Origin of the sequence: Noviherbaspirillum sp., from assembly GCF_035254865.1 — a bacterium.
Taxonomy (GTDB): Bacteria; Pseudomonadota; Gammaproteobacteria; order Burkholderiales; family Burkholderiaceae_D; genus Noviherbaspirillum.
In genome coordinates, this window is record NZ_DATFAF010000018.1 from 48,001 (window position 1) to 72,724 (window position 24,724).

The window sequence follows — 24,724 nt, forward strand, 5'->3', positions numbered from 1 at the left end:
TGCCGGTAACGCGCCAGCAGCCGGAATCGTGATTGACATCGGATTCCTCAGCCACTATATTTACCAACGGGTAAATAATATATTATGATTCGGCGAACGGCAAACTATTTACCAAAGGGTAAATAAATATTATTATTCAATCAGAGGAGACCGGGCTTTTGCCTGCGCCGTTGTAGTGTGCAGGGACTGCCTTACGCAGGATCGTTGCAGAAGTCTGAAGAAGTGGAGCGGATGCGCGCCTCCCGGCGCAGTGCCTGCCTCGGAAAGCAAACATAAGAGCTGTATTTCCAACCTGGAGGAGTCAACATGGATAACTCGAAACATAGCAAGATGCGCCGCAAGGTCCTGCGCACCATGGTCGCCGGCGGTACGCTGGCAGCCGGCGGCGCGGCATTGCCGTCGCTGGTGCGCGCGCAATCGGACACGGTGCGCGTCGGCTTTCCCGTTCCGCTGACCGGCGCGTTCGCAGCCGAAGCGCAAGCCGTGGTGCGCGGCGCGGAACTGGCGATCAAGGAATTCAACGATGCGGGCGGACTCAATGGCCGCAAAGCCGAGTTGCTGGTGCGCGACGACAAGCTCAATCCGCAGGAGGCCGCCACCCGCACCATCGAACTGATCGACAAGGACAAGGCGCACTTCATCGTCGGCTCGGTGTCCTCGGCCGTGCAACTGTCGGTCAACAACGTGACCAAGCAGCGCAAGGTGATCTACAACTCGATCAGCCAGTCCGACACCATCAACGAGGCGAAAGACTGGAGTCGCTCCACTTTCCATGAATGCCTCAACCCGCACATGACAGCGGGCGCCGTGGCGCGCTATGCAATTCCGAAAATGGGCAAGCGCGTGGTCTTCCTGACGGCTGACTATGCCTACGGCCATGAAATGGTGCGCGGCTTCCAGACCGCAGGCAAGGCGCTCGGCATGGAAGTCCTGGCCGATATCCGCCATCCGCTCGGCACCACCGACTTTTCCAGCTATTTCCCCAGGATCCTTGCGCTCAAGCCGGATGTGCTGATCGTCTGCAATTTCGGCCGCGATCAGCAGATCGCTTTCAAGCAGGCGAACGACTTCGGCATCAAGAAGCAGATGAAGATCATTGCGCCCCTGCTGATGCACAACGGCCGCAGCGTCGACGGACACAAGACCTACGAAGGTGTCATTGGCGGCACCGGCTACTACTGGGGGCTTGAAGGCTCGCTCGCATCGTCGAAGAAATTCAATGATGCGTTCAAGGCCTTGCACAAGGGCGTGTACCCGACCGACTACGCCGGTCTCGGCTACGCCGGCGTGCGCAATGTGCTTGCCGCCGCCAAGTTCGCGGGCACCACCGATACCGAAAAGGTGGTGGATGCGCTGCGCGCCGTCAAGGGCGACCTGTACAAGGGGAACGTGTTCTTCCGCCAGTGCGATCACCAGGCCGTGCAGTCGGTGCTGATCATCGAATCGAAAGACCGCTCCGCCGCGGCCAATGATCAGGACATCTTCAGGATCCTGGCAACGGAAACCTTTGACGAGAGCAAACTGCGTTCCTGCAACGAGCTCGGGCATCAGGCCTGATTTGACAACGAAAGGAGGAGGGCGCAGGTTGAAGGGCGCCCGCCTCCACGCAGCGCGCACGCTACGCATTGCGCATCGCGTTATTCAGTACAACAGTCAGGTTGATCATGGATCTCTCTTTCAGTCTCATCGCGCAGCAGCTTGTCACAGGCCTTGCGCTCGGTTCGATATATGTCCTCGTCGGTGTCGGCCTGTCACTGGTTTTCGGCCTGCTCACGATCGTCAATTTCGCGCATGGCGCGTTCTTCATGGTCGGCGCGTATGTCGGCGTGTTCATTTTCGCCAAGACGGGCAATTTCTGGTTCTGCATGGTCGCGGTCCCGCTTGCCACAGGCGCGATCGGCCTTGTGGTCGAACGTTTCCTGGTGCGCCCCTTGTACGGCAGGGGAATCGACTATCCGCTGCTGCTGACCTTCGGCCTGGCCTACGTCATGATGGATGTGGTCCGCATGGTTTTCGGTGTGCAGGGCGAGCAGTTCGACACGCCTGAACTCCTCCAGGGTGCGGTCGATATCGGCATCGGCATGTTCCCGATCTATCGCCTGTTCCTGATCGCGGTGACGGCGGTGGTGCTGTTGCTCTTGTGGCTGGTGATTGAAAAAACGCGTTTCGGGCTGATCGTGCGTGCCGGCGCGCGCGACCCGATGGTGCTGCGCGTGCTGGGCATTGATGTGTCGAAGGTCTGGCTGGCCATTTTCGGCGTGGGCACGGCCATCGCCGGGCTGGCGGGCCTGCTCGCGGCACCAATGCGCGGCGTGTCGCCGGAGATGGGTGTTCCCGTTCTGATCGAAGCCTTCGTGATCACCGTGGTCGGCGGCATGGGTTCGCTTGGCGGTGCGATTGCAGCCGGCCTGCTGGTGGGCGTCGTCATGAGCTTCACCACCTTGTTCGCGCCTGAGCTGGCCGACTTTTCAATGTTCGCCTTGATGGCGATAACGCTGATCTTCAAGCCGAACGGCTTGTTCGGCCGCAAAGGTTTGATGAGCTGATTGCCATGGAAAAAATCTCTTCACCCATTCTCGCCAAACCGGACCTCATCGCACCGGCGTGCCGGGCCCCGGCAATCGGAAGCCTGCTGGCACAGTATCCCGCCGCAAGCGCAATTACGGTGCTCGCGCTGTTCCCGCTGGTATTTCCGTTTTATTCACTGGCCATCAATATTCTCCTGTTCGGCCTGTTCGCGGCGGGCTACAACCTGACCTTCGGTTACACCGGCAAGTTGTCGTTCGGGCATGCCGCCTTCTTCGGCAGCGGTGCTTACGGCTGCGGCATCCTGATCTCGCAGTTCGGCATGGGCTGGCACGTCGCCCTGATTTCCGGCGTGCTGCTGGCGGGTGTCATCGCGCTGGTCATCGGCCTGCTGGCGATGCGCACGCGCGGCATTTATTTTGCGATGGTTACACTGGCACTTGCGCAATGCGTCTACTTCTTGTTCTTCCATGCCACTTCGCTGACAGGTGGCGACAACGGTCTGCGCGGCGTCAACGTGGGCGCCGTCAACCTCGGCTTCGTGAAGCTCGATTTGCTCAATCCCTTGACCAAGTACTACTTCACGCTGGTCTTCGTGGCGCTGGCGGTGTGGCTGCTCGCACGCATTCTGCAATCGCCGTTCGGCGCGATCCTCGAAGCCTTGCGTGAAAACGAGCATCGCGCACGAGCCTGCGGCGTCAATGTCGAACGCACGCGACTGCTGTCGCTCGTCATCTCCGGCATGATCTGCGGTCTGGCCGGGGCACTGAACGCCATCAACCTTTCGACGGTGTCGATCGACAGCCTGTCCTACCACACCTCGGGGCAGGTCATGATGATGACGCTGCTGGGCGGCATGGGAACCTTCTTCGGCCCCTTCATCGGCGCCGGCATGTTTCTCGGCATCGAGCACATCGTCACGGGATTCACCGAGCGCTGGCAGTTGATCGTCGGCGTCATCTTCATCGTCCTCGTGCTCTTTTTCCCGAAAGGCATCTGGGGCACTGTTCTGGATTGGTACAAGAAATGAATGCTTCCGCCATCCTCAGCACCCGCAACATCACGAAAAAGTTCGGCGGATTTACCGCCAACAAGGATGTCAGCGTCGATTTTCCGAAGGGCAAACTGACGGCCATCATCGGGCCGAACGGCGCGGGAAAGTCCACGTTCTTCAACATGGTGTCGGGCAGCTTCGCTCCGACCTCGGGCGACATCCTGTTCGACGGCAACAGTGTCGTCGGCCTCAAGCCGCATGAATTCGCGAAGGCCGGCATCTCGAAGTCGTTCCAGATCACCAATCTGTTTCCGGCATTGACCGTGCTGGAGAATGTCCGGGTCGCCGTGCAATCGATGCACAGCGCTTACGATCTCTGGACACCGCGCAGTCGTCGCACCGAATGGGTGGAGCAGGCGGAGCGCTTGCTGGAGCTGGTCGGCCTGCAGGACAAGCGACGCGAGAGAGCGGAAAACCTGGCGCACGGCGAACAGCGCAGCCTGGAAATCGCGGTCGCACTCGCCTGCGATCCGAAGCTGTTGCTGCTCGATGAACCGACCGCCGGCATGAGCCCGGAGGAGACGCGGGTCATCATGGACCTGATTCTCAAGCTGCTGGAGCATCGCACTGTCGGATTGGTCGAACACAAGATGAAGCTCGTCATGGGCGTGAGCGACAACATCATCGTCCTGCATCACGGCGAACTGCTGGCGCAAGGTTCGCCGGACGAGATCCGGGCCAATGAAGAAGTGAAGCGCGTCTATCTGGGCAAGGGGAATCACTGATGGCAGAGCAGGCAATTTTGTCGGTGGACAAACTCAACGCATGGTATGGGCGCAGCCACATCCTGCAAGGCGTGAGCTTTCACGTAATGCCGGGTGAGGTGGTGTCCCTGATCGGACGCAACGGCGCAGGCAAGACGACGTCCATGAAGAGCATCATGGGCTTGTTGTCCCGCACTTCCGGTTCTGTCCGTTTTGATGGAAACGATATCCTGCAGGAGCCGGCACATCAGCGCTTCCATCGCGGACTCGCCTATGTTTTCGAAGAGCGGCGCATCGTTCCGGGATTGACGGTGATGGAAAATATCGAGCTTGGCGTCATGGCCTCGCCCGAAGATCGCCGCCGCACACGCGAGGTGGTCGAGGAAATCGCGGAGACCTTCCCGCGACTCAAGGAACGCCTGTCGCAGGAAGCGGTCACGATGTCGGGCGGCGAACAGCAGATGCTGGCGATTGCCCGCGCGATGGCAGCGCGGCCGAAGATGATCATGCTCGACGAGCCGAGCGAAGGCATCATGCCCAAGCTGGTCGATGAAATGTTCGAGTACTTCGAGGACCTGAAGAAACGCGGCGTCACCATTCTGCTCGTCGAGCAAAGCGTGGAACACGCACTGCGCATCTCCGATCGCGCCTACATCATGGACCAGGGAGAAATCGTCTACGAGTCCACCGCCAAGGCGCTGCTGGCGGACGAGCAGATGCAGGAGCGCTATTGTTCGGTGTGACGACCCGTCACACCGGCTGCGACACAGGATGGGCAGGCACGATCGCCCATCCTGCCCGGTTCAATACGACAAGCGCGCGTTGACCCCGACAACGGCGATGTCGAGATAGGAAGAGCCGCGGCGATTGGTGCTTGTGAAGTCGATCGGATAACCGGCCAGTTTATAGTCATGCATGGAGCTCAGGCTCTGCGTCACTTTTTCCGGGGTCGGGTGCGGGCCTGACAACTTGATGGCTTCGACGGCGAGCCGGATGTTCAGATACGCCTCGAAGAGGAACGGGCTGGGTGTGATTCCCTTGAGACTTGGCGTCTGCATGAAATTCTTGAATTCCCTGCTCAAGGCAAACTCGGATGAATTCGGATTGGGCACAACCTGGCTGATACCGATGCCGCGAACTTTTTCTTCGCCCGCGAATTCCGCCAATCCCTTCGGCGATACGAAGGACAAGGCATAGAGCTGTGCAAAGCCGGTCGGTGCGTCATACACCTTCATGAACCGGTATACCGCTTCCGGCACGCCCATCAGCAGAATCGCCTGGGGCTTGGAAGCGATGAGCTGTTTCGCGTTGGCGGCGAAGTCGCGCTCTCCCGGCTTGTAGGACGATTTGAGAACGATGTCGAAATTGTATTGCTGCGAAGCCTTGGTCAGGCTGGCCAGCACATCCGCGCCGAAACCGTCATCCTGGTAGAACACCGCCACACGCTTCAGGCCAATGGTGGATACATGCCGTGCGATCTTCATGATTTCGTCGTTATACGACGCGCGGGTGTGGAATATCTGATCCGATCCCGGTCCTCTGATCGCCTCGGAACCGCTGTACACACCGAGCAGCGGCAGCTTGTACTTGTTCAGGGTGCCGGTCTTCACGAGGGTTGCCGTATTGGCGGTGCCGGCACCGTTGACTAGCACGACGACATGGTCCTTGGCGACGATGTCCTCGACCATGCCGACTGTTTTCTTGGGATCGTAACCGTCGTCGCGCAGGACAAGCTTCAACTGATTGCCGTTGATTCCGCCCTTGGCATTGACCTGGTCAAGATAGGTGGTGGTTACCTTGAGCACATCGGCCGTGGTGAGCGCAAGGGGGCCCGTTATCCCCGATACGCATCCGATCTTCACTTCTTCGGCATTGGCCAAACCAAGCGCCAGGCTTGCGGCCATGGCCGCAACGATTTTCTTCGAGTTCATATGTCCCCCTTGTGGTGTGTGGTTGTACAGGCGTGTCTCCGCCTTTGCGCTTGATGTTAGCTGATTTATGTGGGAAACGGTATGGTCGGCCGTGCTCGTTGTCGTAAGTCGGAACAACTGTCATGGGCGCGACATTTGCATGACCGAGAGTCAGGACCGCATAGCGGAATTGGGCAGGCTGAAGTCGTTGCCAATGCACCGTATTGGCGTCACGGCTGTTGCTGTTCCGCGATGTATTCCGCAATGATGCGATCGGCGATCTTGAAGCCTTCGGACGCGATCGGCACGCCTGCGTACACGCCCGCCTGCAGCAGGACTTCGGCGATCTCCTGCTCGGTCACGCCATTGTTCAGTGCGCCGCGCACATGCAATGCCAGCTCATTCCAGCGCGCCATGGCCGCCAGCATGGCAAGGTTCAACATGCTGCGCGTCTTGCGATCCAATCCTTCCCGAGACCACACATAGCCCCAGCATTGCGTCGACGTGAAATCGACAAAATGCTGGTAGAAGGGCGATGCAGTCGCCACGTTGCGGTCAACGAAGGCCGCGCCCAGCACCTCGCGGCGAATCGACTGACCGATCTGCTTTGCATCCGACATGATTTTTCCTCTCAATGAACAGTGCTCAGGCCTGGAGTGGCGGGACATACTGCGCGAGGCCATTGCCGAAGGACCAGTCCTCCTTGCGCACCTCGACAAGATTGATGATCAGGTCCTTCGGATTGAAACCGATTGCTTCCACGCCTGCGGCGAGCGCGCGGTACAGGGCCTGTTTCAGCTCAATGGTTCGGCCGGCATTGAGGAAGATCTGCACGAAGATCACCTCTTCTTCATGCGGTACGTCCAAGTAGGAATCGGGAAATACAAGATTGCCGGGACGATGCTCGGTGATGATCTGGAACTTGTCGGCAGGCGGCACGTTGATGGTGTCGACCATGGCCTGGTGAATGGCATCGCCGAGGCGACGGCGGAAATCTTCGTTTTTCCCTTCGCGCAGGTTGACTCTGACTAAAGGCATGTTGTCTCCGGAAATGAGTACGTGGATGAAGTAAACGGTGAAGGCCGCTGCCACACAGGGGCGGCAGCGGCCTTGATTGGCTTAGATCGTGCCGAGCGCGCGCAGGATCTTTTCCGGCGTGATCGGCTGCGATGTGACCGACACCTTGAATGGTGACAGCGCATCATTGATCGCGTTCATGACGGCCGCCGGCGCGCCTGCGGTTCCTGCTTCACCGGCGCCTTTTGCACCGAGCTGCGAAGTCGCGGTAGGCGTCTCCACATGCGCCAGCACGATGTCCGGCATTTCCGACGCCATCGGCACCAGGTAGTCGGCCATGCTGCCGTTGGTGAGCAAGCCGTTGCTGTCGTACAGGCATTCCTCGAACAGTGCGCCGCCGATGCCTTGCACGATCGCGCCGCGCATTTGCTCGTCGACCAGCATCGGGTTCAGGATCCGTCCGCAGTCTTCCACCGCCCAATGCTTCAGCAGCTTCACGAAGCCGGTTTCGACATCCACTTCGACATAGGAAGCCTGTACGCCATTGGTGAAGGCGAACGGATAGTCGCGTTGGGCATAGGTGCGCGTGACGACCAGTTCAGGCAAGGGGCCGGGCGGAAGGGTGTCGGGACGGAAATGAATGATGCGGCCGAGTTCGGCAAGCTCGACAAGACGCTCGCCGCTCGCGCGATCCACCACATGGCCGCGCGCGATGTCCAATTCCGCGACGTCGCGCTTGAGTACGATGCCTGCAAGCTTCCGCAAGTTCTCGCGCAATGCCAGGCCGGCCTGCAAGACCGCCTCGCCGCCGATGCCGGCGCCGCGCGATGCCCAGGTGCCGCCGCCATACGGCGTCACCTCGGTGTCGCCGGTGACGACCTTGACGCACTCCATCGGCACGCCGACGGCATCGGCGGCGATTTGCGCAAAGATCGTTTCGGTGCCCTGGCCTTGCTCGCCCACGCCGACGAGGCAGGTCACCGTGCCGGTGGGCTCGAAGCGGATCGTCGCGCCATCCTGCGCGGCGATGCGCGCTCCGCCGACACCATAGAATGCCGCGCCGGGATTGGTCAGCTCGATCAGCACCGCAATCCCGATGCCGCGATAAATTCCTTGCTCGCGCAGCCTTGACTGCTCGCGCCGTAGCGCAGGGTAATCCATCAGCTTTTCCAGCTTGTCCAGGCATTGCTGGTGCGACAAGCGCTCCAGCTTGATACCCGACGCACCGGAACGCGGGAAGCTGTCGTCCGGCATGACGTTCCTGCGACGCATTTCCAGCGGGTCGATGCCCAGCTTCACGGCGGCGGCGTCGACAATGCCCTCCGTCACCGCGCACGCGATCGGATGGCCCACGCCGCGGTACTGACTGGTCGGTGCCTTGTTCTGGAACACGACGTCGAGCGTCGCACGGTATTCCTTGTGCTGGTAAGGACCGCCAACGATGTTCAGCACCTGGTTGCCTTCGATCGCGCTGGTGCGCGGATATACCGAATACGGCCCGACGCCAGTCAGGTCAATCATGTCGAAGGCAAGGATCTCGCCGTCGGACTTGGCCGCAAGGCGCAGCTTCACCACATGTTCGCGCGCATGGATATCGCTGACGAAGGACTCGAGGCGGTCGGCGACGAATTTCACCGGACGCTTGAGCAGGATGGATAAGGCCACCGTCGCAAAATCATCCGGATAGGAATGCACCTTGATGCCGAAGGAACCGCCCACGTCTTTGCAGATCACGCGCACGGACGTCTCCGGCAGATCGAAGTGACGCGCATACAGATCCTGCATCATGTGCGGCGCCTGATGCGAATGGTAGACAGTCAGTTTCCGCTCGGCCGGATCGAAGTCGGCCAGCACCGAGCGCGTCTCCATGGTCACGCCGGTATGACGGCCGAAGCGGTAGGTCTCTTCCACCACCAGGTCGGCAGCGGCAAAGGCGGCATCCACATTGCCCGTATCAATGGTCTTGCGAAAGCACAGGTTGTCGCCCAACTCGGGATGAATGACCGGAGTATCGGGCGCCAGCGCGGTTTCCATATCGGTGACCGCCGGCAGTTCTTCCCAATCCACATTCACCATCTGCAAAGCATCTTCGGCTTGCTGACGCGTCTCGGCGACGATGGCCAGCACCGGTTCGCCCTGCCAGCAGGCGCGTTCAATCGCAAGCGGATACTGCGGCGGCGATTTCATGCCCGGCAAATGCGCAAGCGTGGCCACCCACGGGCTGCATATCGCTGCGATCTGCTTGCCATCCACGATCGCAATCACGCCCGGCATGCTGCGCGCGTAATCGGCATCGATAGTGCCAATGCGCGCGTGTGCCAGCGGGCAGCGCAGAAAAACGACATGCGCCATGCGGGCCAGCACTACGTCGTCGACGTAGGTACTGCGCCCCTCGAGATGACGTCGTGCATTGGGCCGCGACACCGAAGTGCCGATATATGCATTTGCTTGTCCGGCGGCGGAAACGGCGTTCAGTTCTTTGCGCGTAACATCGTTCATGTTCTTCTCCTGCTCACCGGCCCGCGCCGTTCGCACGGCGCTGCTGCAGCACGTCGGAAATGGCATCGACAATCGATTGATACCCGGTACAACGGCAGTAATTGCCGGACATGTATTCGCGCACCTGCTCGCGGTCGGCGTCCGGCTTTTCGTGCAGCAGCGCGGACGCAGTCAGCAGCATGCCGGAGGTGCAAAAGCCGCATTGCAATGCGTTGTGCGCGTGAAATGCCGCCTGCAGATCCTTCAGATCGCCGCGATCGCTGGCACCGTCGATGGTTTCGATTTCCTTGCCATCGGCCTGCACTGCCAGTACCAGGCAACCGCGCACGATCTCGCCATCGAGGCGAATGGTGCACGCACCGCACACGCCGTGTTCGCATCCGGCACGCGCGGTCTTCATGCCAAGCTCGTCGCGCAGGAAATCGATCAGGTGAAGTCGCGGATCGACCGGCCTCTCGACGGTCACGCCGTTGACGCGAAGATTGATGAGCATCGGTTCGGACATCTTGGTCTCCATCACAACAGGTTTAAGCCGCAAGCCGCTGAAGCAGGCGGCGCATCAGGACTGAGGCGAGATGCTGCTTGGCCTCTGCGGAGTGATACAGGTCGGCGGCGGGATGCAATTCCGTGGCCAGGGCAGTGCGTGCTGCCTCGAAAGTGTCGGCATTCAGGGGCTTGCCCTCGATAGCAGCCTCTGCCGCGCGTGCACGCAAGGGAATGTTGCCGGTGCCGAGGAACACCAGCCTGACCTGCCGCAGCACACCGTCAGCAAATTGCCCGCTGGCCGCAAGGCCGACAATCGCGTAGTCGCCGCGGCGACGCGCCAGCTCGTCGAACGCAAAGTGCATCGAGCGCGGCTGAAGAGGAAATTCGCACGCAGTCACGATCTCGCCAAGTTCCATCGCTGTCGTATAGAGGTCCTGGAAAAAATCCTTTGCCTTGACGCGGCGCTCACCGGACCGGCTGGCGAGAACGATGCTGGCGTCGAGCGCGACGGCGCAGGTCGGCCATTCGGCGGCCGGATCGGCGAACGCGATCGACCCTCCCAGCGTGCCGCGATTGCGGATCGCGCGATGCGCCACGAAGGGTGCGGCCATCGAAAGCAGCGGAACGTGTTCCGCGATCAGCGGCGAGTCTTCGATCTCGCAGTGGCGGGTAAGGGCACCAATCTGGACGCAGTCGCTGTGCAGCGTGATGCCGCTCAAGCCCGGTATGGCATTGATATCGAGCAGCAACTGCGGCTCGGACAAGCGCATGTTCAGGGTGGCGAGCAAGGACTGCCCGCCTGCGATGATGCGTGCATCGTCGCCATGCGTTTCCAGCAGCGAGAACACCTGGGCGAGCGAGCTTGGTTTGACGTAATCGAATGCGGGTGCTTTCACGATGACTCCATGGTTGCAAAGGCGAGAATCGATCAGGACAGCCAGCGGGTCGTCAGCAAAGTGAAGACCACGCCGATGCCGAACCAGAAGAAGCGGTACAGCTCATGCTGAAAACCGCCGCCTGCGAATGGGACCTGCACCGGGAGAGGCGCGCTTGCCGACCGTGGCGGAGCGGATGCGGTCGAGGGGATGTTGACTTGTGCTGCATCGGGCGTCACCTCGGCTGCTGGCACGGCGGCGGCCTGGGCGGGACTTTGCAGCGCGGCGTCGAACGCGGCGAAGAATTCATCGGCCATTTTTTTCGCCGACGAGTCGATCAGGCGGCCGCCGATCTGGCCAAGTTTTCCACCGACCGATGCTTCCACCGAATAGGTCAGGCGTGTGCCGGCGCCTTCTTCCGCGAGTGCAACCGCCGAGCGACCCTTGGCGAAGCCGGCAGCGCCGCCCGCGCCTTCAAAACTCAAGGTGCATTTCGCTGGCGCCTCCATGTCGGTCATGAAAATCTTTCCCGAGAAACGCGCGCGCACCGGACCGATTTTCAGCATGACGCGCGTGTGCGTTTCCGCTTCCGAGATCTTGTTGATCTCTTCGCAGCCGGGTATGCAGCGCGAAAGGATCGCCGGGTCGTTGAGCGCCTCCCATACCTTTCCGCGAGGCGCACCGATGAGCTGTTCTCCGATGAGTTCCATGTTTCTCCTTAAGGCAGTGCTTGTTGGGACAGGGCGCGCCGCGAGGCGATTTACCGAGGTGAACCTTGCTTCGGGCGCGATGCCGCTTGTTCTGTTTTTCTATTATTTACCAACTGGTAAATGAAGTCAAACAATAGTTCTGGACGAGATTCATCGAAGCCGGCAGTCAATACGGGTATCATTAGCGCCACTGAGAAATGGCTCATCAGATTCGTCCGGCAGGTGCCGGCAAGCGCTGCCAATGGCAGGCCCGGATGAGTCCGACCAACCGGGAAAGGCGCGCGACCCGCGCTCCCCACTGCACAATTCATCGTCATGCGAGCTCGAACCAAAGAACCGACACCGGACGCCGCCAAGAAAGAAGGCAAGGTCCGCCAACGCCTCAGCACCCAGGAACGCGAGCAGCAAATCCTTCAAGGTGCCATCAAGTTTTTCTCCGAGCGCGGGCTCGAAGGACAGACGCGCGACCTGGCAAAGAACATCGGGATCACCCACCCGCTGCTGTATCACTATTTTCCGACCAAGCAGGCGCTCATCGACCGGGTGTACCAGGAGGTATATCTGGGGCGCTGGAAGCGCGAGTGGGAGACATGGCTTGACGACAAAGATGCGGAACTGGAAGAGAAGCTGACTCGCTTCTACCTCGACTATGCGGCAACGATCCTGACGCCGGAGTGGGTTCGCATACTGGTGTTCTCAGGCTTGAATGACGGTTCCATTCCGGACAAATACCTCGGCTTGCTCAGGCAAAAGTTGTTTCCACGTATCGTCACTGAAACGCGCAAGCATCTCGGCCTGCCGCTGCGCGGCAAGATTAGCGAGCGAGAGAATGAACATGCCTGGGGCCTGCACGGGGGCATCTTTTATATCGGTATCCGGCAGTGGGTGTACAACCTGCCCGGGCCGGAAAACCTCACCCAGGTCATCAAGGATCGCGTGCATGCCTACATCGTGGCGGCGCAGGAAATGTTCGGTGGCGAGAAGTAACTAGGCGCTCTGCATACTCGCAGCAAGGTCTTCTGCCGCAGCATAGTTCAGTTCAATCGTGATCCCGTTCGGATCCTCCAGAAACACCTGATGCAAATCCATTTCCGGAACGCGACGTTCCCTGAACGGGATGCCATGCGATTTCAGGGCAGCATACGTCCCGGCAAGCCCGGTTACGCGGAAGGCGACATGATCGAGTTTGCCTGTCCCGCCACCTTCCCTTGATTCCTTCGCGCCCAGATAATCAGTGAGGCCTTCTGTATCCTGCGGGTCCACGCCGACGATATGGACCAGGGCATTGCCCGCCGGTTCGCCGTTGACGCCGGCAGGGTAGAGCCAGGCACCGGGAAAGCGGAATGGCGGCCGAGGGCCGGTAACCATGTTCAACGCAAGGCGGTAGAAGCGGATCGACTCTTCGACATCGCTTGTGCGGATGGAGTAATGATCGAGTGTGCGAACTTGCATGGCGGACCTCGGCAAGGGAGAGTGTTTTATGCTTTATTGAACATATGGTAAATTAAATCATTGCCGAGGGAAAGTGTTTTGTCACGGACGCGGCCGATTGGAAGCTGGCGAGGCGCTTGCCGCCCATGTGCGGAGCCGGGTGCCGCGTGCTACGCGGTACCCGAGCACCCGTGAATGCGGACTGCTTACGCTTGCCGCAGCATTTGCAGGAGCGCCGCTGCCGCCGGCTCAGACGACGCCGGATTCTGTCCGGTGATGAGGGTTCCGTCGACAACGACATGCGGATGCCAGTCGGCTTCCTTGCTGTATTTGCCGCCGTTCTTCACCAGGGCATCCTCGACCAGGAATGGCACGATTTCAGTCAGCTGCACGGCGGCTTCTTCGGTATTGGTAAAGCCGGTCACGCCCTTTCCCTTCACCAGGGGCGTGCCATCTGACGTCTTCGCATGACGCAAGACACCCGGGGCATGGCAAACCGCGGCAACAGGCTTGCTGGCGGCGTACATGGTTTCAATCAGGCGGATGGAATCACGGTCTTCGGCAAGATCCCACAAGGGGCCGTGCCCGCCGGGATAGAACACCGCGTCGTAATCACCGGCGGATACCTCGGACAGTTTCACGGTCCGCGCAAGTGCGGCTTGTGACTCGGCATCGCTCTTGAAGCGTCGGGTAGCATCGGTCTGCGCAGTCGGGTCGTCGCTCTTCGGATCGAGCGGCGGCTGTCCACCCTGGGGCGAAGCCAGCGTGATGTCCGCGCCCGCATCCTTGAAAACATAGTAGGGCGCGGCGAATTCCTCGAGCCAGAAGCCCGTCTTTTTTCCCGTGTTGCCCAGTTGGTCGTGCGATGTCAGCACCATCAGAATTTTCATCTTTGCTCCTTGCGTGTATGTGTTGAGGGAATGCGAGGCAAGGTTCAAGAGCTTGCCTCGCGGATCGGCTTCAAGCGGTTTCGAGCTGCAGCGTCGGGTAGTCGGTATATCCGTGTGCGCCACCGCCGTAGAATGTTGCGCGATCCGGCTTGTTCAGTTCCGCGCCGCGACGGAAACGCTCGACCAGATCCGGATTGGCAATGAAGGGACGACCGAATGCAATGGCGTCCGCAATTCCCTTCTGCAACAAGGCTTCTGCGCTCTCTGCGGTATAGCCGCCGCAAAAGATGAGCGCACCGGAGAACGCCTCGCGGATCTGCGCACGGAAGGCGTCTGTGAGCTTGACGCCGCCAGCCCAATCCGGTTCCGCAATATGCAGGTAGGCGATGCCACGACGGCTGAATTCCTTCGCCAGATACAAGGCACTGGCTTCCGGTTCGGTATCGGCGATGCCGTGCGCGGCAAAGTGCGGCGACAGGCGTACGCCGACGCGTGAGGCGCCCATGACGTCGACCACCGCATCGACCACCTCGAGAATCAGGCGTGCGCGGTTTTCCAGCGAGCCGCCATAGCTGTCGGTGCGCTGATTGCTGTTGGTCGAAAGGAATTGCTGCAACAAGTAGCCGTTGGCCGCGTGGACTTCCACGAAGTCAAAGCCGATGCGCTTTGCCCGTTCTGCCGCCTGGCGATATTGCGCCACGATGCCCGGCAATTCTTCCAGCGCAAGTGCGCGCGGCGTCTCGCACGGCAAGGTGGCAAGGCTGCCATCCGGCTGAATGACAAAGCAGCTCGAGTTCGCCGGCGCGAGAGCAGAGGGCGCAACCGGCAGAGTGTCGTTTCCCTGGATGAGTCGATGAGAAATGCGTCCGACGTGCCACATCTGCAAGGCAATCCGTCCGCCTTTTGCATGTACGGTTTGCACAATGTTTTTCCAGCCCGCTTCCTGTTCATCGGTATAAATGCCCGGCGTCCAGGCATAGCCCTGACCCTGACGCGAAATCTGGGTGGCTTCAGTGATGATCAATCCGGCACTGGCCCGCTGTGCATAGTATTCAACGTTCAAGGCCGTCGGTACATCGCCCGGCTGGCCGGCACGCGAGCGGGTGAGGGGTGCCATGATGACCCTGTTGGGAAGGGATTGAGAGCCGAGGGTGAGGGGCGAAAGCAGCTTTTTTGACATGAATTCCTCGCTATAAATATTAGACCGGTCGTCTAGTTAAACATCGAAAAAAAAGGCGAACAATCGCCCACTTGCAAAGATGAATCCATTCAGCCGGCACTGAGCATGTGTTCAGTCTGGCGATAAGCAATGTTCAAGGCATCGATGCTTCGTTTCGCCTTCGCGCGCAAGGAGGCTCCCAGCCACATCGCATACAGCGCTTCGGCAAGCTGTTGGGAATCATGAGCGCGATCGAGCGACCCTTCTTCCTGTGCCGCGAGGATGGCGTCGGCAATCAGGCGAATGACGCTATCCATGCCATCGGCCAAGGCTTTTCGCATCGGTTCCGACAGATCGGAAACTTCCGCCGTCAACTTGACCGCCAGGCAGGTGTCATGACACTGACTGGCGACATGCAACTGGCGCCAACCATCGAAATAAGCCAGCAATCTTGCATGCGCCGGAACCGCCTTGTCCGCGAACAGCTTCCGCAATCGCTCTTTGTAATGCTCGAAGTAGCGCTCCAGCAAAGCCACGCCAAAACCTTCTTTGGACTGGAAGTAATGATAAAACGAGCCCTTCGGCACATCTGCGGCGGTCAGCAGTTCGCTGAGCCCCATCGCGGTAAAGCCGCGCCCGAGTATCAAGCCTTCTCCTACGCAGAGAATGCGTTCGCGATTGTCCTGATAACGCGTATTTCGTTCCATGGTGTGGATTGTACTAGACCGGTCGTCTAGAAGCAATCGCCGGATTTATCTTCATGAAGAAGATAGAAGGATTGCGCAGTGGCATTGAACGCCTTGCGAACGGGCTAGCTGGGCCGGACAGATTGGCGACGCACACTTTTTTGTTCGCTGCACGTTAAGCAGCAGGGCACGACTCGAGGGGATGTAGCGGAATTGTCGGCCAGGCGTGATGCGACTCGGTTGGCTCCGCATGGCGTCGTTAAAGCCGCATAATCCAGCCTTGAATTATTTGATCGCGGCAACTTGCAGCGCAAATAAAAACAGCTCCCATCGCTGGAAGCTGTTTTCGATTTCTGGTAGGCCGTGCGGGACTCGAACCTGCGACCAACGGATTAAAAGTCCGCTGCTCTACCAACTGAGCTAACGACCCGAAAGACAGCGATTATAAGAAGCTTTTGTGTTTGCTGTCAAATGGTGCAACGAAAATTTCCATCAACAATGGCAGCCGACGGCATCGATAATATTCCTGACGACAGAAGCGATGATCGTAATGCGATCCGTCGCATCCGTCGCGTCGGCAATTCTCACTTCAATGCAGTCAGGCGTTCTTTTGCCGTGCGTGCTGCGGGCGAATCCGGATACTGCGCGACCAATGTTTCCAGCGTTTTCTTCGCAGATCCCTTGTCCTTCAATTCCATATGGCAGCTTGCGATGTTCAACAGGGCATCCGCTGCCTTCGGGCTGTCCGGATAATTCTTCACGACCACCTGCTGCGCCGAAATCGCGTTGCGGTAATCGCGTTGCGCATAGTAGGTGTTGCCCAGCCAGTATTGCGCGGACGGCGCAAAACCCGAGTTGGGATAGCGGCGCAGGAAATCGAAGAAGGATGCGCCGGCGTTCTTGTAATCGCCCGCCTTGAAGTAGGCAAGCGCCGCTTCGTATGCGCGTTGTTCACCCTGTTCGACGCTGACTTCCTTGCCATCGACCGTGATCTGCTGCGGCTCCAGCTTGCGCAGGCGCGTATCGAGATCGACGTAGAAATCCTTCTGCCGCTTCTGCGTATTCGCCAGTTCGTTGGTCAGCATTTCAATCTGGCCGCGCAAACGAGCGATTTCCTGCTTCAGCTGCTCATTCTGGTTATTGAGATCGAAGCTGTTCGACTTGTCTGCCTTGGCGTTGATTTCGCTCTGCATGTTGTTGAGGCGCTCGCGGATTTCGAGAATGGCCCGACGCGCTTCATCGTCTTCAAACAGGGCGGCGCGCGCCTGCAGCGGCACCAAAGAAATTGCGGCCATGGCGGCCGCGGCCAGTGTGGATTGGAATTTATTCATGGTTATTGGTAGACCAGATCGGCACGGCGATTTTCGGCCCAGGAAGCCTCATCACTGCCGCTTGCTTTCGGCTTTTCCTCGCCGAACGAGACTGCTTCCATCTGCGAGTCGGACACGCCGAGCAGGGACATCGACTTGCGGACGGCTTCCGCGCGCTTCTGCCCCAGCGCCAGGTTGTATTCGCGGCCACCGCGCTCATCCGTATTGCCCTGGATGACGATCTTGCGGTTCTTATTCGCGGTCAGGTATTTCGAGTGCGCCTGGACCAGCGGCTTGAACTCATCCTTGACGATGTAGCTGTCGAAGTCGAAGTAGATGCTGCGTTTCGCCAGGACGCCCTTCGGGTCGTTCAGCGGATCGGTAGAGCCGGTTGTGATCGGCGCAACCGTGCGTGCATCGGCGGAGGTCGTCGGAACAGTGCCTGAGCGCTCTTCAACTTTGACCTTGTCGTCCAGTTTGACGGACGAGCCGCACGCGGTCAGAAACAACGCGCTGGAAAGGATGAGAGCCAGACTTGTGATGGGGCGCATTTGAATTCTCCTGATTAAATTGTTTCCACAAACTCATATTATTTCATGAATGGTCCCCAGGTAGGTTCGCGCACGTCGCCTGCCTGGGTTGTCAAGGTCTGCTTCACACGGCCATCGACCGACACAACGGCGAGCGTGCCGCGACGACCGGACTCGGTGGCGTACATGATGTATTTGCCGTTCGGCGCAAAGCTGGGCGACTCGTCCTTCGTTGTGTCGGACAGGCGCAGCTCCTGCCCGCTGGCCAGGTCGAGCGCATACAGCTGGAAGCGGCCTTCGCGACGCGAGATAAACGCAAGGGTTTTTCCGTCGGGCGACAGGCGAGGGCTGATGTTGTAACTGCCGTTGAACGTCACCCGGTGCGCTTCACCGCCATTCACGCTCATGCGATAGATCTGCGGCCCGCCGCTGCGATCGCTGGTGAAATAGATGCTCTGCCCGTCAGGCGAGAACTGCGGCTCTGTTTCGATGCTTGTCGTGCTGGTCAGCTTGCGCAAGCCGCCGCCATCCGCATTGACCGTGTACACCTGCGTATAGCCGTCGCGCGACAAGGCAATGGCGAGCTTGCTGCCGTCCGGTGACCATGATGGCGCGGAATTGCTGCCGCGGTAGTTGGCAACCACGATACGCTGGCGGCTGACCAGATCCTGCACGTAGACCACCGGCTTTCTGGATTCGAACGAGACGTACGCGACCTTCGTGCCGTCGGGCGACCAGGCGGGTGAAATGATCGGTTCATTCGAGCGCAATGCGACCTGCGTACCTTCTCCATCCGAATCGGCGATCTCCAGGCGATATTCGCGTCCTGCCTTGGTGACATAGGCGATGCGGGTGGCGAATGCGCCGCGCACGCCAAGCAGCTTTTCGTAGATATCGTCCGCGATGCGATGCGCCGCGACGCGCAGCCGATCAGGCGCGGCGACCTGGCCAAAGCCCGAGAGGTTGGACGATTTCAATGTGTCGAGCAAGCGGTAACGCACGTCGAGGCGGCCGTCCGCCAGGCGCTGCACGCTGCCGACCACGAGGGCTTCCGCGCCGCGCGATTTCCACTCGTCGAAGTTGACTGGTGTGGTTTCAGACATCACGTTGCCGGTGTCGATGATCTTGAAGAAACCGCTGCGCGTGAGATCGGCCTTGACGATGGCGGTGATCTGTTGCGGTGCTGCCGCTTCATCTGCAAATCCGGCGATGGCGACGGGAATCTGATTGGCGCCCACACCGGAAATTTCCACTCTCAATTGGGCATGCGCGAGGGTGGCAACCATCAATCCCAGTACGGCGATACTGCGAAATAGAAGAGTCTTCATCATGACTTATTGGTCTTTCGGTCTATGCGAGATAGTAATTTTGGACGGCACGCTGCCTGTTTTGTCGTCGCGTGGGAAGGGCTGCGACTTGTCGATCGCCCGCAGCACGGCTTCGTCAAAACCCGGCACGTTGGAGGATTTCAGCTTGCGCGGCGCACCGCGCAGGGTTCCGTCAGGCAGTAGTTCGACGACGAATTCGACAGGCGGGTTGCCGGTCAGGTCGAGCGGCACATTGAAGACGGTATGCGATTTGATGCGTGCAGCGATCTTCTGCATATAGCCGGCATCCGCGCGGCCGCCCTGGGATTTCGCCTGTTCGCCGGTTCCGCCGCTACCCGTCACGCCGCCGGTAATGCGGCGCATTTCCTCATCGCGCGCCTTGGCCAGCAATTTCGCATCGGCTTCTTCCTGTTTGCGTTTCTTCTCGGCTGCGTCTTTCTTCGCCTTTTCAGCTTTCTCTTTGTCGAGCCGCTTGGTTTCTTCCTGTTCTTTCAGCTTCGCCAGGCGTTCTTTTTCTTCTTCCAGCCGCTTCTTTTCCTTTTCCTTGCGCAGCTCTTCTTCGTGGCGCTTCTTCTCTTCCAGCGCCTTGCGCTTTTTTTCCTGTTCCAGCGCGATGTCCGGCTTCGGCACCGGTGCTTCCTCAATCGCTTTGGGTTTGGGTGTCTCTTTGACAACAGGCTGCGGTTCCGGTTCCTTCTGGGGAACAGGAAGGGGCGCCGCTTCGCGGGTCTCGGGGCTCCATACTTCTGCCTCGATGGTGGCCGGCGTATCGTTCTGCCAGCGCACGCCTATCCAGAGGAAGGCGAACAGCAGTGCATGCATCAGCGCCGCAAAAGTCAGAGCGCGCCAGCGTCCGGGTTCCTTAGGGACGATGTACGGTGTTTCGTCGGTCATTGCTTGGTCGCCAGCCCCACGCGATTGATGCCCAGTTTTTTCGCTTCCGAGATCACCTGGATCACTTCGTCGTACTTGATGTCCTTGTCGGCGGAGATCATCACTGGCAGATCCGGATGCTCCTCATGCAGGGCGCCCAGTTTCTGCACCAGCGCGCTGCGTCCGCCAACCTTGTCGGCAGCCTGTCCGCGACTCTTGTTGCCGCTGATGCCGATCGTCGCGCTGGTATCCGGTTTCAAGGAAATCTGAATGTATTCCGTCGGCGGCAATGCCGACTTGCCGGCCGTCGGCAGATTGACCACGCCGGGATTGGTCATTGGTGTGGCCACCATGAAGATCACCAGCAGCACCAGCATCACGTCGATATAAGGTACGACGTTGATTTCGGATTTGAACTTGCGGCCGCGTCCGCCGCGCATCGTGCTGTTCGCCATTAGCGGACCTGCCGTTGCAAGATGTTGGAGAACTCTTCGATGAAGCTTTCGAAGCGGATCGCCAGGCGATCGATGTCATGCGAATAGCGGTTGTAGGCGACCACCGCCGGAATCGCGGCGAACAGGCCGATGGCCGTCGCAATCAGCGCTTCCGCAATGCCCGGCGCGACCGCCGCCAGGGTCGCCTGCTGCACGTTCGCCAGCCCGCGGAAAGCATTCATGATGCCCCACACCGTGCCGAACAGACCGACATACGGCGATACCGAACCGACCGACGCGAGGAAAGCCAGGTGCGACTCCAGCGCGTCCATCTCACGCTGGTAGGCAGCCCGCATCGCGCGGCGCGCGCCGTCGATCACGCTGCCGGAATCGACGTTGCCCTTGGCGGCAAAGGTCGCCTTGACCTTGATGAATTCGCCCATGCCGGATTCGAAGATACGCTCCAGCGCACCGCTCTTGCCTGCCGTATGGCGGCGATTCGAGGTGGCTTCTTCATACAAGGCATTCAGGTTGCCGCCCGACCAGAAAGCGCGCTCGAAATCCTCGGTCTGCGTCTGGGCGCTCTTGATCGCAAACATCTTGCGGAAGATATATGACCAGCTCATCACCGAGACGAGAAGCAGCAGAGCCATGACGAGCTGGACGAGCAGGGAGGCGTTGCCGATAAGGGAAATGAAGGAGAGGTCTTGGGTGACGGTCATTGGTCTGTATCTATGTGCAATTATCTCGTTATGCCGCAACGCACCGGAACGGCACCGGCGCGATTGAGCAATGAGGGGAAATTATCCTGTCTTTTTTATCCTGGCCAATACCTCGTCGGGTATCGGACTGGGGCGGAACGTCCTGGTATCCACGCAGCCAACCCTGATGCGTCCGCTGGAAAGCAGATGCCGCTGTGTTCCATCGACGCGCCAGGCTTCTTGTACAAATTGTACCGAAGCACGTCCGAGCCTTTCGACAACGACGGTGAGTTTCAGTTCATCATCTAATTTCGCCGGAGCATGATAATCCACTGCCGTGCTTTTGACGACGAACATTGAATGATGCTTTTCTGCTAACAATCCCTGGTTGATTCCGGCTGCGCGCAGCCACTCGGTCCGCGCGCGCTCGAAGAATTTCAGGTAGTTTGCATAGAACACTACGCCGCCGGTATCCGTGTCCTCATAATAGACGCGAACGGTCCAGGTGAAATCGGCATTCATCACAATCCGGTCCGCGCCTTTAACTCGTTCGCTTGATGGAGAAAGGTCCGAATCCCTGACAGGTCGGCATCATTTCAATGTAATTGATGTTGACATGCGGCGGCAGGGTCGCAATCCAGTAGGCGGTCTCAGCGATGTCCGCGGAAGTCAGCGGCACCGTGCCTTCATAGACTTTCGCCGCGGCTGCGTCATCCTTCAGGCGCACATTCGAGAATTCGGTTCCACCGCACAAGCCCGGAGCGATATTCGTGGCACGCACCCCGGTTCCGACCAGGTCCGCGCGCAGATTCAGCGTGAACTGATCGACAAAAGCCTTGGTCGCACCGTAGACATTCCCGCCCGGGTAGGGATAGGCGCCGGCGGTCGACCCAATGTTGATCACGGTGCCGCGCCCACGTGCCACCATGCCGGGGAGGACCATGTGAGTCATGGTGACCAGACCCTTGCAATTGGTATCGATCATCGTTTCCCACTCTTCCAGCGAGGCCTGATGTGCCGGCGCGATGCCAAGTGCCAGGCCGGCGTTGTTGATGAGGACATCAATATCGCGCCAATCGGATGGAAGTGCCGACAATGCGCTGCTGATCGATGTTTTGTCGCTGACATCCATTGCAACAGGCAAGAGAGCAGAGCCAAGTTCCTTGGCCAAACCGTCGAGCCGATCCTTGCGGCGGCCGGTTGCGATCACCTTATGACCCATTTTGGCGAATTTGCGCGCCATTTCGGCGCCAAAACCGGAAGTTGCGCCCGTAATCAAGACGATCATATTGCCTTTCCCTTTTTTCGAATGAACGGTTGTCAAAATTGTAGCCGAAAGGCGGCATTCCGCCTTGAACAAACTTTCCAGACGGCACTAGCGATGGTGTATACCCTCATCCTTGCTGAAATCAGGTACCTATCTTACAATCTAGCTCCATTTCGTCTCACGTAACTGGCGAAAAAGGCCGGGCAGTATTTCCGGCGACAAGGTGGGCATCCACCGGGGAACGTGAGACTTATCTTTAGCCGTTCGCCTGGGCAGCCCAAATGGAATGCACGACTGAGGCTGCCTGTCATTTCTATCGGCCCTCATTCGATTTAGGCAAACCCACTTTGCAACTTAATCGATTGGAGTTTTCATGTTTTCAAAAGACCAGACCATCGCCAAAGTCGATCCTGAACTTTGGTCCGCCATCCAGCAGGAAAACAAGCGTCAGCAAGATCACATCGAGCTGATCGCGTCCGAGAACTACACGTCGCCGGCTGTCATGGAGGCGCAAGGCTCTCAGTTGACCAATAAATATGCGGAGGGTTATCCGGGCAAGCGCTATTATGGCGGCTGCGAATTCGTCGACATCGCCGAAACGCTGGCAATCAACCGCCTGAAGGAATTGTATGGCGCCGAAGCCGCCAACGTGCAGCCGAATTCCGGCTCGCAAGCCAACCAAGGCGTCTTCTTCGCGATGCTCAAGCCGGGCGATACCATCATGGGCATGTCGCTGGCGGAAGGCGGCCACCTCACCCACGGCATGGCGCTGAACATGTCGGGCAAGTGGTTCAACGTGGTCTCCTACGGCCTGAATGACAAGGAAGAGATCGACTACGACGCGATGGAGCGTCTGGCCCATGAGAAGAAGCCGAAGCTGATCATCGCCGGCGCTTCCGCCTATGCGCTGCGCATCGATTTCGAACGTTTCGCCAAGGTGGCAAAAGACGTTGGCGCCTACTTCATGGTCGATATGGCGCACTACGCGGGTTTGATTGCTGCCGGCGTGTATCCGAATCCGGTGCCGCATGCCGACTTCGTCACGTCCACTACACACAAGTCCTTGCGCGGTCCGCGCGGCGGCGTGATCCTGATGAAGGCCGAGCACGAAAAGGCCATCAACTCGGCGATTTTCCCGGGCATCCAGGGCGGTCCCCTGATGCACGTGATCGCCGCCAAAGCGGTCGCATTCAAGGAAGCACTGTCCCCGGAATTCAAGGATTACCAGCAGCAGGTCGTGAAAAATGCAGACGCGCTGGCCAAGGCCTTGATCGCGCGCGGCTTGCGCATCGTATCCGGCAGAACCGAATCGCACGTGATGCTGGTCGACCTGCGGGCGAAGAAGATCACCGGCAAGGAAGCCGAAGCGATCCTCGGTTCCGCGCATATGACCTGCAACAAGAACGCCATTCCGAATGATCCGGAGAAGCCGTTCGTGACCTCCGGTATCCGCCTCGGCAGCCCCGCCATGACGACCCGCGGTTTCAAGGAAGCGGAGGCAACCAAGGTCGGCAACCTGATCGCCGACGTGCTGGACAATCCGCATGACGCGGCCACCATAGAACGCGTGAAAGCGGAGGTCAAGAAGTTGACCGAGGCATTCCCCGTTTACGGTTGAGTGCGTTACTCTGTGCCGCGAGTCTTGCGGGATGTGCGGCACATTGGAATGCGAGATGAACTGATGTAGAGTCCGAAAAGCGGTTCGTCTTGCATTCCGCACCATATTCATGGGATTGAAATTTCGGGCGGGTGGCAAGAAAATTATTTAATTAACAATTTTTCAAAGGCAACACCGCCGCCATGAAATGCCCCTTCTGTCATCACGAGGACACCCAAGTCATCGATACACGCGTGTCGGAGGAAGGGGACACCATTCGCCGCCGTCGCCGCTGCGCCCATTGCGACAAGCGATTTACCACCTACGAACGCATCGAACTCTCGATGCCGGTTATCGTCAAGAAAAACGGCAGTCGTGCCGAGTTTGATCCTGCGAAATTGCGCGGCAGCCTGATGCTCGCTCTGCGCAAGCGTCCCGTTTCCGCCGAGGCGGTCGACGCTGCGATTCATCGCATCGAAGAAAAACTGCTTTCCAGTGGCGCCCGGGAAGTTGTATCAGGCCACATCGGCGAGCTGGTCATGCGAGAACTGAAACGCCTCGACAAGATTGCCTATATCCGCTTCGCATCCGTCTACAAGAGCTTCGAAGACGTCGCTGAATTCCAGGACGCGATTGCCGAAGTCGGACCAGAACGCAAAAACCCCGCAAAGTAATTCATCGCGGCCATAAAGGCGCTCAGTTTTTTCGAGTAAATTATTGTCATAAAAACAATTATG

General features: G+C 59.1%; 27 protein-coding genes, 1 tRNA gene and 1 riboswitch. Of the genes, 8 read left to right on the forward strand and 20 right to left on the reverse strand.

Going from position 1 to position 24,724, the window contains the following annotated elements:
• The first annotated feature begins 306 nt into the window (after positions 1-306).
• From VJ651_RS04380 to VJ651_RS04400, 5 genes are all read left to right on the forward strand, one after another.
• Positions 307-1,557, forward strand: a complete 1,251-nt coding sequence (locus VJ651_RS04380) for an ABC transporter substrate-binding protein (RefSeq protein ID WP_324106262.1) — start codon at positions 307-309, stop codon at positions 1,555-1,557.
• A gap of 107 nt (positions 1,558-1,664) precedes the next feature.
• Positions 1,665-2,546, forward strand: coding sequence for a branched-chain amino acid ABC transporter permease (locus VJ651_RS04385; protein WP_324106263.1), 882 nt, complete (start codon positions 1,665-1,667; stop codon positions 2,544-2,546).
• 5 nt (positions 2,547-2,551) lie between these two features.
• On the forward strand, positions 2,552-3,556 hold the full coding sequence (locus VJ651_RS04390; RefSeq protein WP_324106264.1) for a branched-chain amino acid ABC transporter permease: 1,005 nt from the start codon (positions 2,552-2,554) through the stop codon (positions 3,554-3,556).
• A complete protein-coding gene (locus tag VJ651_RS04395; RefSeq protein ID WP_324106265.1) occupies positions 3,553-4,305 on the forward strand; it encodes an ABC transporter ATP-binding protein in 753 nt (250 codons plus the stop codon). The genes VJ651_RS04390 and VJ651_RS04395 overlap by 4 nt, the downstream gene beginning before the upstream one ends.
• Positions 4,305-5,027, forward strand: coding sequence for an ABC transporter ATP-binding protein (locus VJ651_RS04400; RefSeq protein WP_324106266.1), 723 nt, complete (start codon positions 4,305-4,307; stop codon positions 5,025-5,027). The genes VJ651_RS04395 and VJ651_RS04400 overlap by 1 nt, the downstream gene beginning before the upstream one ends.
• A 60-nt stretch (positions 5,028-5,087) precedes the next feature.
• On the opposite strand, the gene VJ651_RS04405 is transcribed toward VJ651_RS04400, so the two are convergent.
• The 7 genes from VJ651_RS04405 to VJ651_RS04435 form a co-directional block, all read right to left on the reverse strand.
• Positions 5,088-6,215, reverse strand: a complete 1,128-nt coding sequence (locus VJ651_RS04405; protein ID WP_324106267.1) for an ABC transporter substrate-binding protein — start codon at positions 6,213-6,215, stop codon at positions 5,088-5,090.
• Positions 6,216-6,424: 209 nt separating this feature from the next.
• Positions 6,425-6,814 carry a carboxymuconolactone decarboxylase family protein gene (locus VJ651_RS04410; protein ID WP_324106268.1) on the reverse strand — a complete coding sequence of 130 codons (390 nt, stop codon included), beginning with the start codon at positions 6,812-6,814 and terminating at the stop codon, positions 6,425-6,427.
• Positions 6,815-6,839: 25 nt separating this feature from the next.
• Positions 6,840-7,232 (reverse strand): tautomerase family protein, encoded by a 393-nt coding sequence (locus tag VJ651_RS04415; protein ID WP_324106269.1) that lies wholly within the window; start codon positions 7,230-7,232, stop codon positions 6,840-6,842.
• An 81-nt stretch (positions 7,233-7,313) separates the two neighbouring features.
• Positions 7,314-9,710, reverse strand: a complete 2,397-nt coding sequence (locus VJ651_RS04420) for a xanthine dehydrogenase family protein molybdopterin-binding subunit (protein WP_324106270.1) — start codon at positions 9,708-9,710, stop codon at positions 7,314-7,316.
• Between the two features lie 13 nt (positions 9,711-9,723).
• A complete protein-coding gene (locus tag VJ651_RS04425) occupies positions 9,724-10,215 on the reverse strand; it encodes a (2Fe-2S)-binding protein (protein WP_324106271.1) in 492 nt (163 codons plus the stop codon).
• Between the two features lie 22 nt (positions 10,216-10,237).
• Positions 10,238-11,092, reverse strand: a complete 855-nt coding sequence (locus VJ651_RS04430) for a xanthine dehydrogenase family protein subunit M (RefSeq protein ID WP_324106272.1) — start codon at positions 11,090-11,092, stop codon at positions 10,238-10,240.
• 32 nt (positions 11,093-11,124) lie between these two features.
• Positions 11,125-11,781 carry a carbon monoxide dehydrogenase subunit G gene (locus VJ651_RS04435; RefSeq protein ID WP_324106273.1) on the reverse strand — a complete coding sequence of 219 codons (657 nt, stop codon included), beginning with the start codon at positions 11,779-11,781 and terminating at the stop codon, positions 11,125-11,127.
• A gap of 315 nt (positions 11,782-12,096) precedes the next feature.
• On the opposite strand from VJ651_RS04435, the gene VJ651_RS04440 reads away from it, so the two are divergent.
• The gene (locus tag VJ651_RS04440; protein WP_324106274.1) at positions 12,097-12,768 is read left to right on the forward strand and encodes a TetR/AcrR family transcriptional regulator; all 672 of its coding nucleotides are present in this window, start codon (positions 12,097-12,099) and stop codon (positions 12,766-12,768) included.
• Here VJ651_RS04440 and VJ651_RS04445 read toward each other — a convergent pair whose 3' ends face one another.
• The 13 genes from VJ651_RS04445 to VJ651_RS04505 all read right to left on the reverse strand — a co-directional run bounded on the left by VJ651_RS04445 (position 12,769) and on the right by VJ651_RS04505 (position 22,411).
• Positions 12,769-13,233 carry a VOC family protein gene (locus VJ651_RS04445; protein ID WP_324106275.1) on the reverse strand — a complete coding sequence of 155 codons (465 nt, stop codon included), beginning with the start codon at positions 13,231-13,233 and terminating at the stop codon, positions 12,769-12,771. It abuts the gene before it with no gap.
• Positions 13,234-13,418: 185 nt separating this feature from the next.
• Positions 13,419-14,102, reverse strand: coding sequence for a type 1 glutamine amidotransferase domain-containing protein (locus VJ651_RS04450; protein ID WP_324106276.1), 684 nt, complete (start codon positions 14,100-14,102; stop codon positions 13,419-13,421).
• Positions 14,103-14,172: 70 nt separating this feature from the next.
• On the reverse strand, positions 14,173-15,282 hold the full coding sequence (locus VJ651_RS04455; RefSeq protein WP_324106277.1) for an alkene reductase: 1,110 nt from the start codon (positions 15,280-15,282) through the stop codon (positions 14,173-14,175).
• An 89-nt stretch (positions 15,283-15,371) separates the two neighbouring features.
• Positions 15,372-15,968 (reverse strand): TetR/AcrR family transcriptional regulator, encoded by a 597-nt coding sequence (locus tag VJ651_RS04460; RefSeq protein WP_324106278.1) that lies wholly within the window; start codon positions 15,966-15,968, stop codon positions 15,372-15,374.
• A gap of 333 nt (positions 15,969-16,301) precedes the next feature.
• A tRNA-Lys gene (locus VJ651_RS04465) sits at positions 16,302-16,377 on the reverse strand.
• A gap of 154 nt (positions 16,378-16,531) precedes the next feature.
• On the reverse strand, positions 16,532-17,278 hold the full coding sequence (gene ybgF, locus VJ651_RS04470; RefSeq protein WP_324106279.1) for a tol-pal system protein YbgF: 747 nt from the start codon (positions 17,276-17,278) through the stop codon (positions 16,532-16,534).
• A gap of 2 nt (positions 17,279-17,280) precedes the next feature.
• On the reverse strand, positions 17,281-17,808 hold the full coding sequence (gene pal / locus VJ651_RS04475) for a peptidoglycan-associated lipoprotein Pal (RefSeq protein ID WP_324106280.1): 528 nt from the start codon (positions 17,806-17,808) through the stop codon (positions 17,281-17,283).
• 38 nt (positions 17,809-17,846) lie between these two features.
• Entirely contained in the window at positions 17,847-19,118 is a 1,272-nt protein-coding gene (tolB, locus tag VJ651_RS04480; protein WP_324106281.1) for a Tol-Pal system beta propeller repeat protein TolB, read from the reverse strand.
• Between the two features lie 3 nt (positions 19,119-19,121).
• Positions 19,122-20,009: a cell envelope integrity protein TolA gene (gene tolA / locus VJ651_RS04485; protein ID WP_324106282.1), complete on the reverse strand. Its 888-nt coding sequence runs from the start codon at positions 20,007-20,009 to the stop codon at positions 19,122-19,124.
• Complete coding sequence (locus tag VJ651_RS04490) at positions 20,006-20,443, reverse strand: ExbD/TolR family protein (RefSeq protein WP_136415033.1); 438 nt, start codon at positions 20,441-20,443, stop codon at positions 20,006-20,008. Before VJ651_RS04490 ends, tolA begins: the two co-directional genes overlap by 4 nt.
• Entirely contained in the window at positions 20,443-21,144 is a 702-nt protein-coding gene (tolQ, locus tag VJ651_RS04495; protein ID WP_324106283.1) for a protein TolQ, read from the reverse strand. The genes VJ651_RS04490 and tolQ overlap by 1 nt, the downstream gene beginning before the upstream one ends.
• 81 nt (positions 21,145-21,225) lie before the next feature.
• On the reverse strand, positions 21,226-21,645 hold the full coding sequence (gene ybgC, locus VJ651_RS04500; protein WP_324106284.1) for a tol-pal system-associated acyl-CoA thioesterase: 420 nt from the start codon (positions 21,643-21,645) through the stop codon (positions 21,226-21,228).
• 19 nt (positions 21,646-21,664) lie between these two features.
• Positions 21,665-22,411, reverse strand: a complete 747-nt coding sequence (locus VJ651_RS04505; RefSeq protein ID WP_324106285.1) for an SDR family oxidoreductase — start codon at positions 22,409-22,411, stop codon at positions 21,665-21,667.
• Between the two features lie 151 nt (positions 22,412-22,562).
• A riboswitch (ZMP/ZTP riboswitch) is annotated at positions 22,563-22,671 on the forward strand.
• Positions 22,672-22,763: 92 nt separating this feature from the next.
• Between VJ651_RS04505 and glyA the strand changes: the two genes are divergently transcribed.
• Positions 22,764-24,008 carry a serine hydroxymethyltransferase gene (gene glyA / locus VJ651_RS04510; RefSeq protein WP_324106286.1) on the forward strand — a complete coding sequence of 415 codons (1,245 nt, stop codon included), beginning with the start codon at positions 22,764-22,766 and terminating at the stop codon, positions 24,006-24,008.
• 182 nt (positions 24,009-24,190) lie between these two features.
• Positions 24,191-24,661 carry a transcriptional regulator NrdR gene (gene nrdR, locus VJ651_RS04515; protein ID WP_136415043.1) on the forward strand — a complete coding sequence of 157 codons (471 nt, stop codon included), beginning with the start codon at positions 24,191-24,193 and terminating at the stop codon, positions 24,659-24,661.
• Positions 24,662-24,724: the final 63 nt, after the last annotated feature.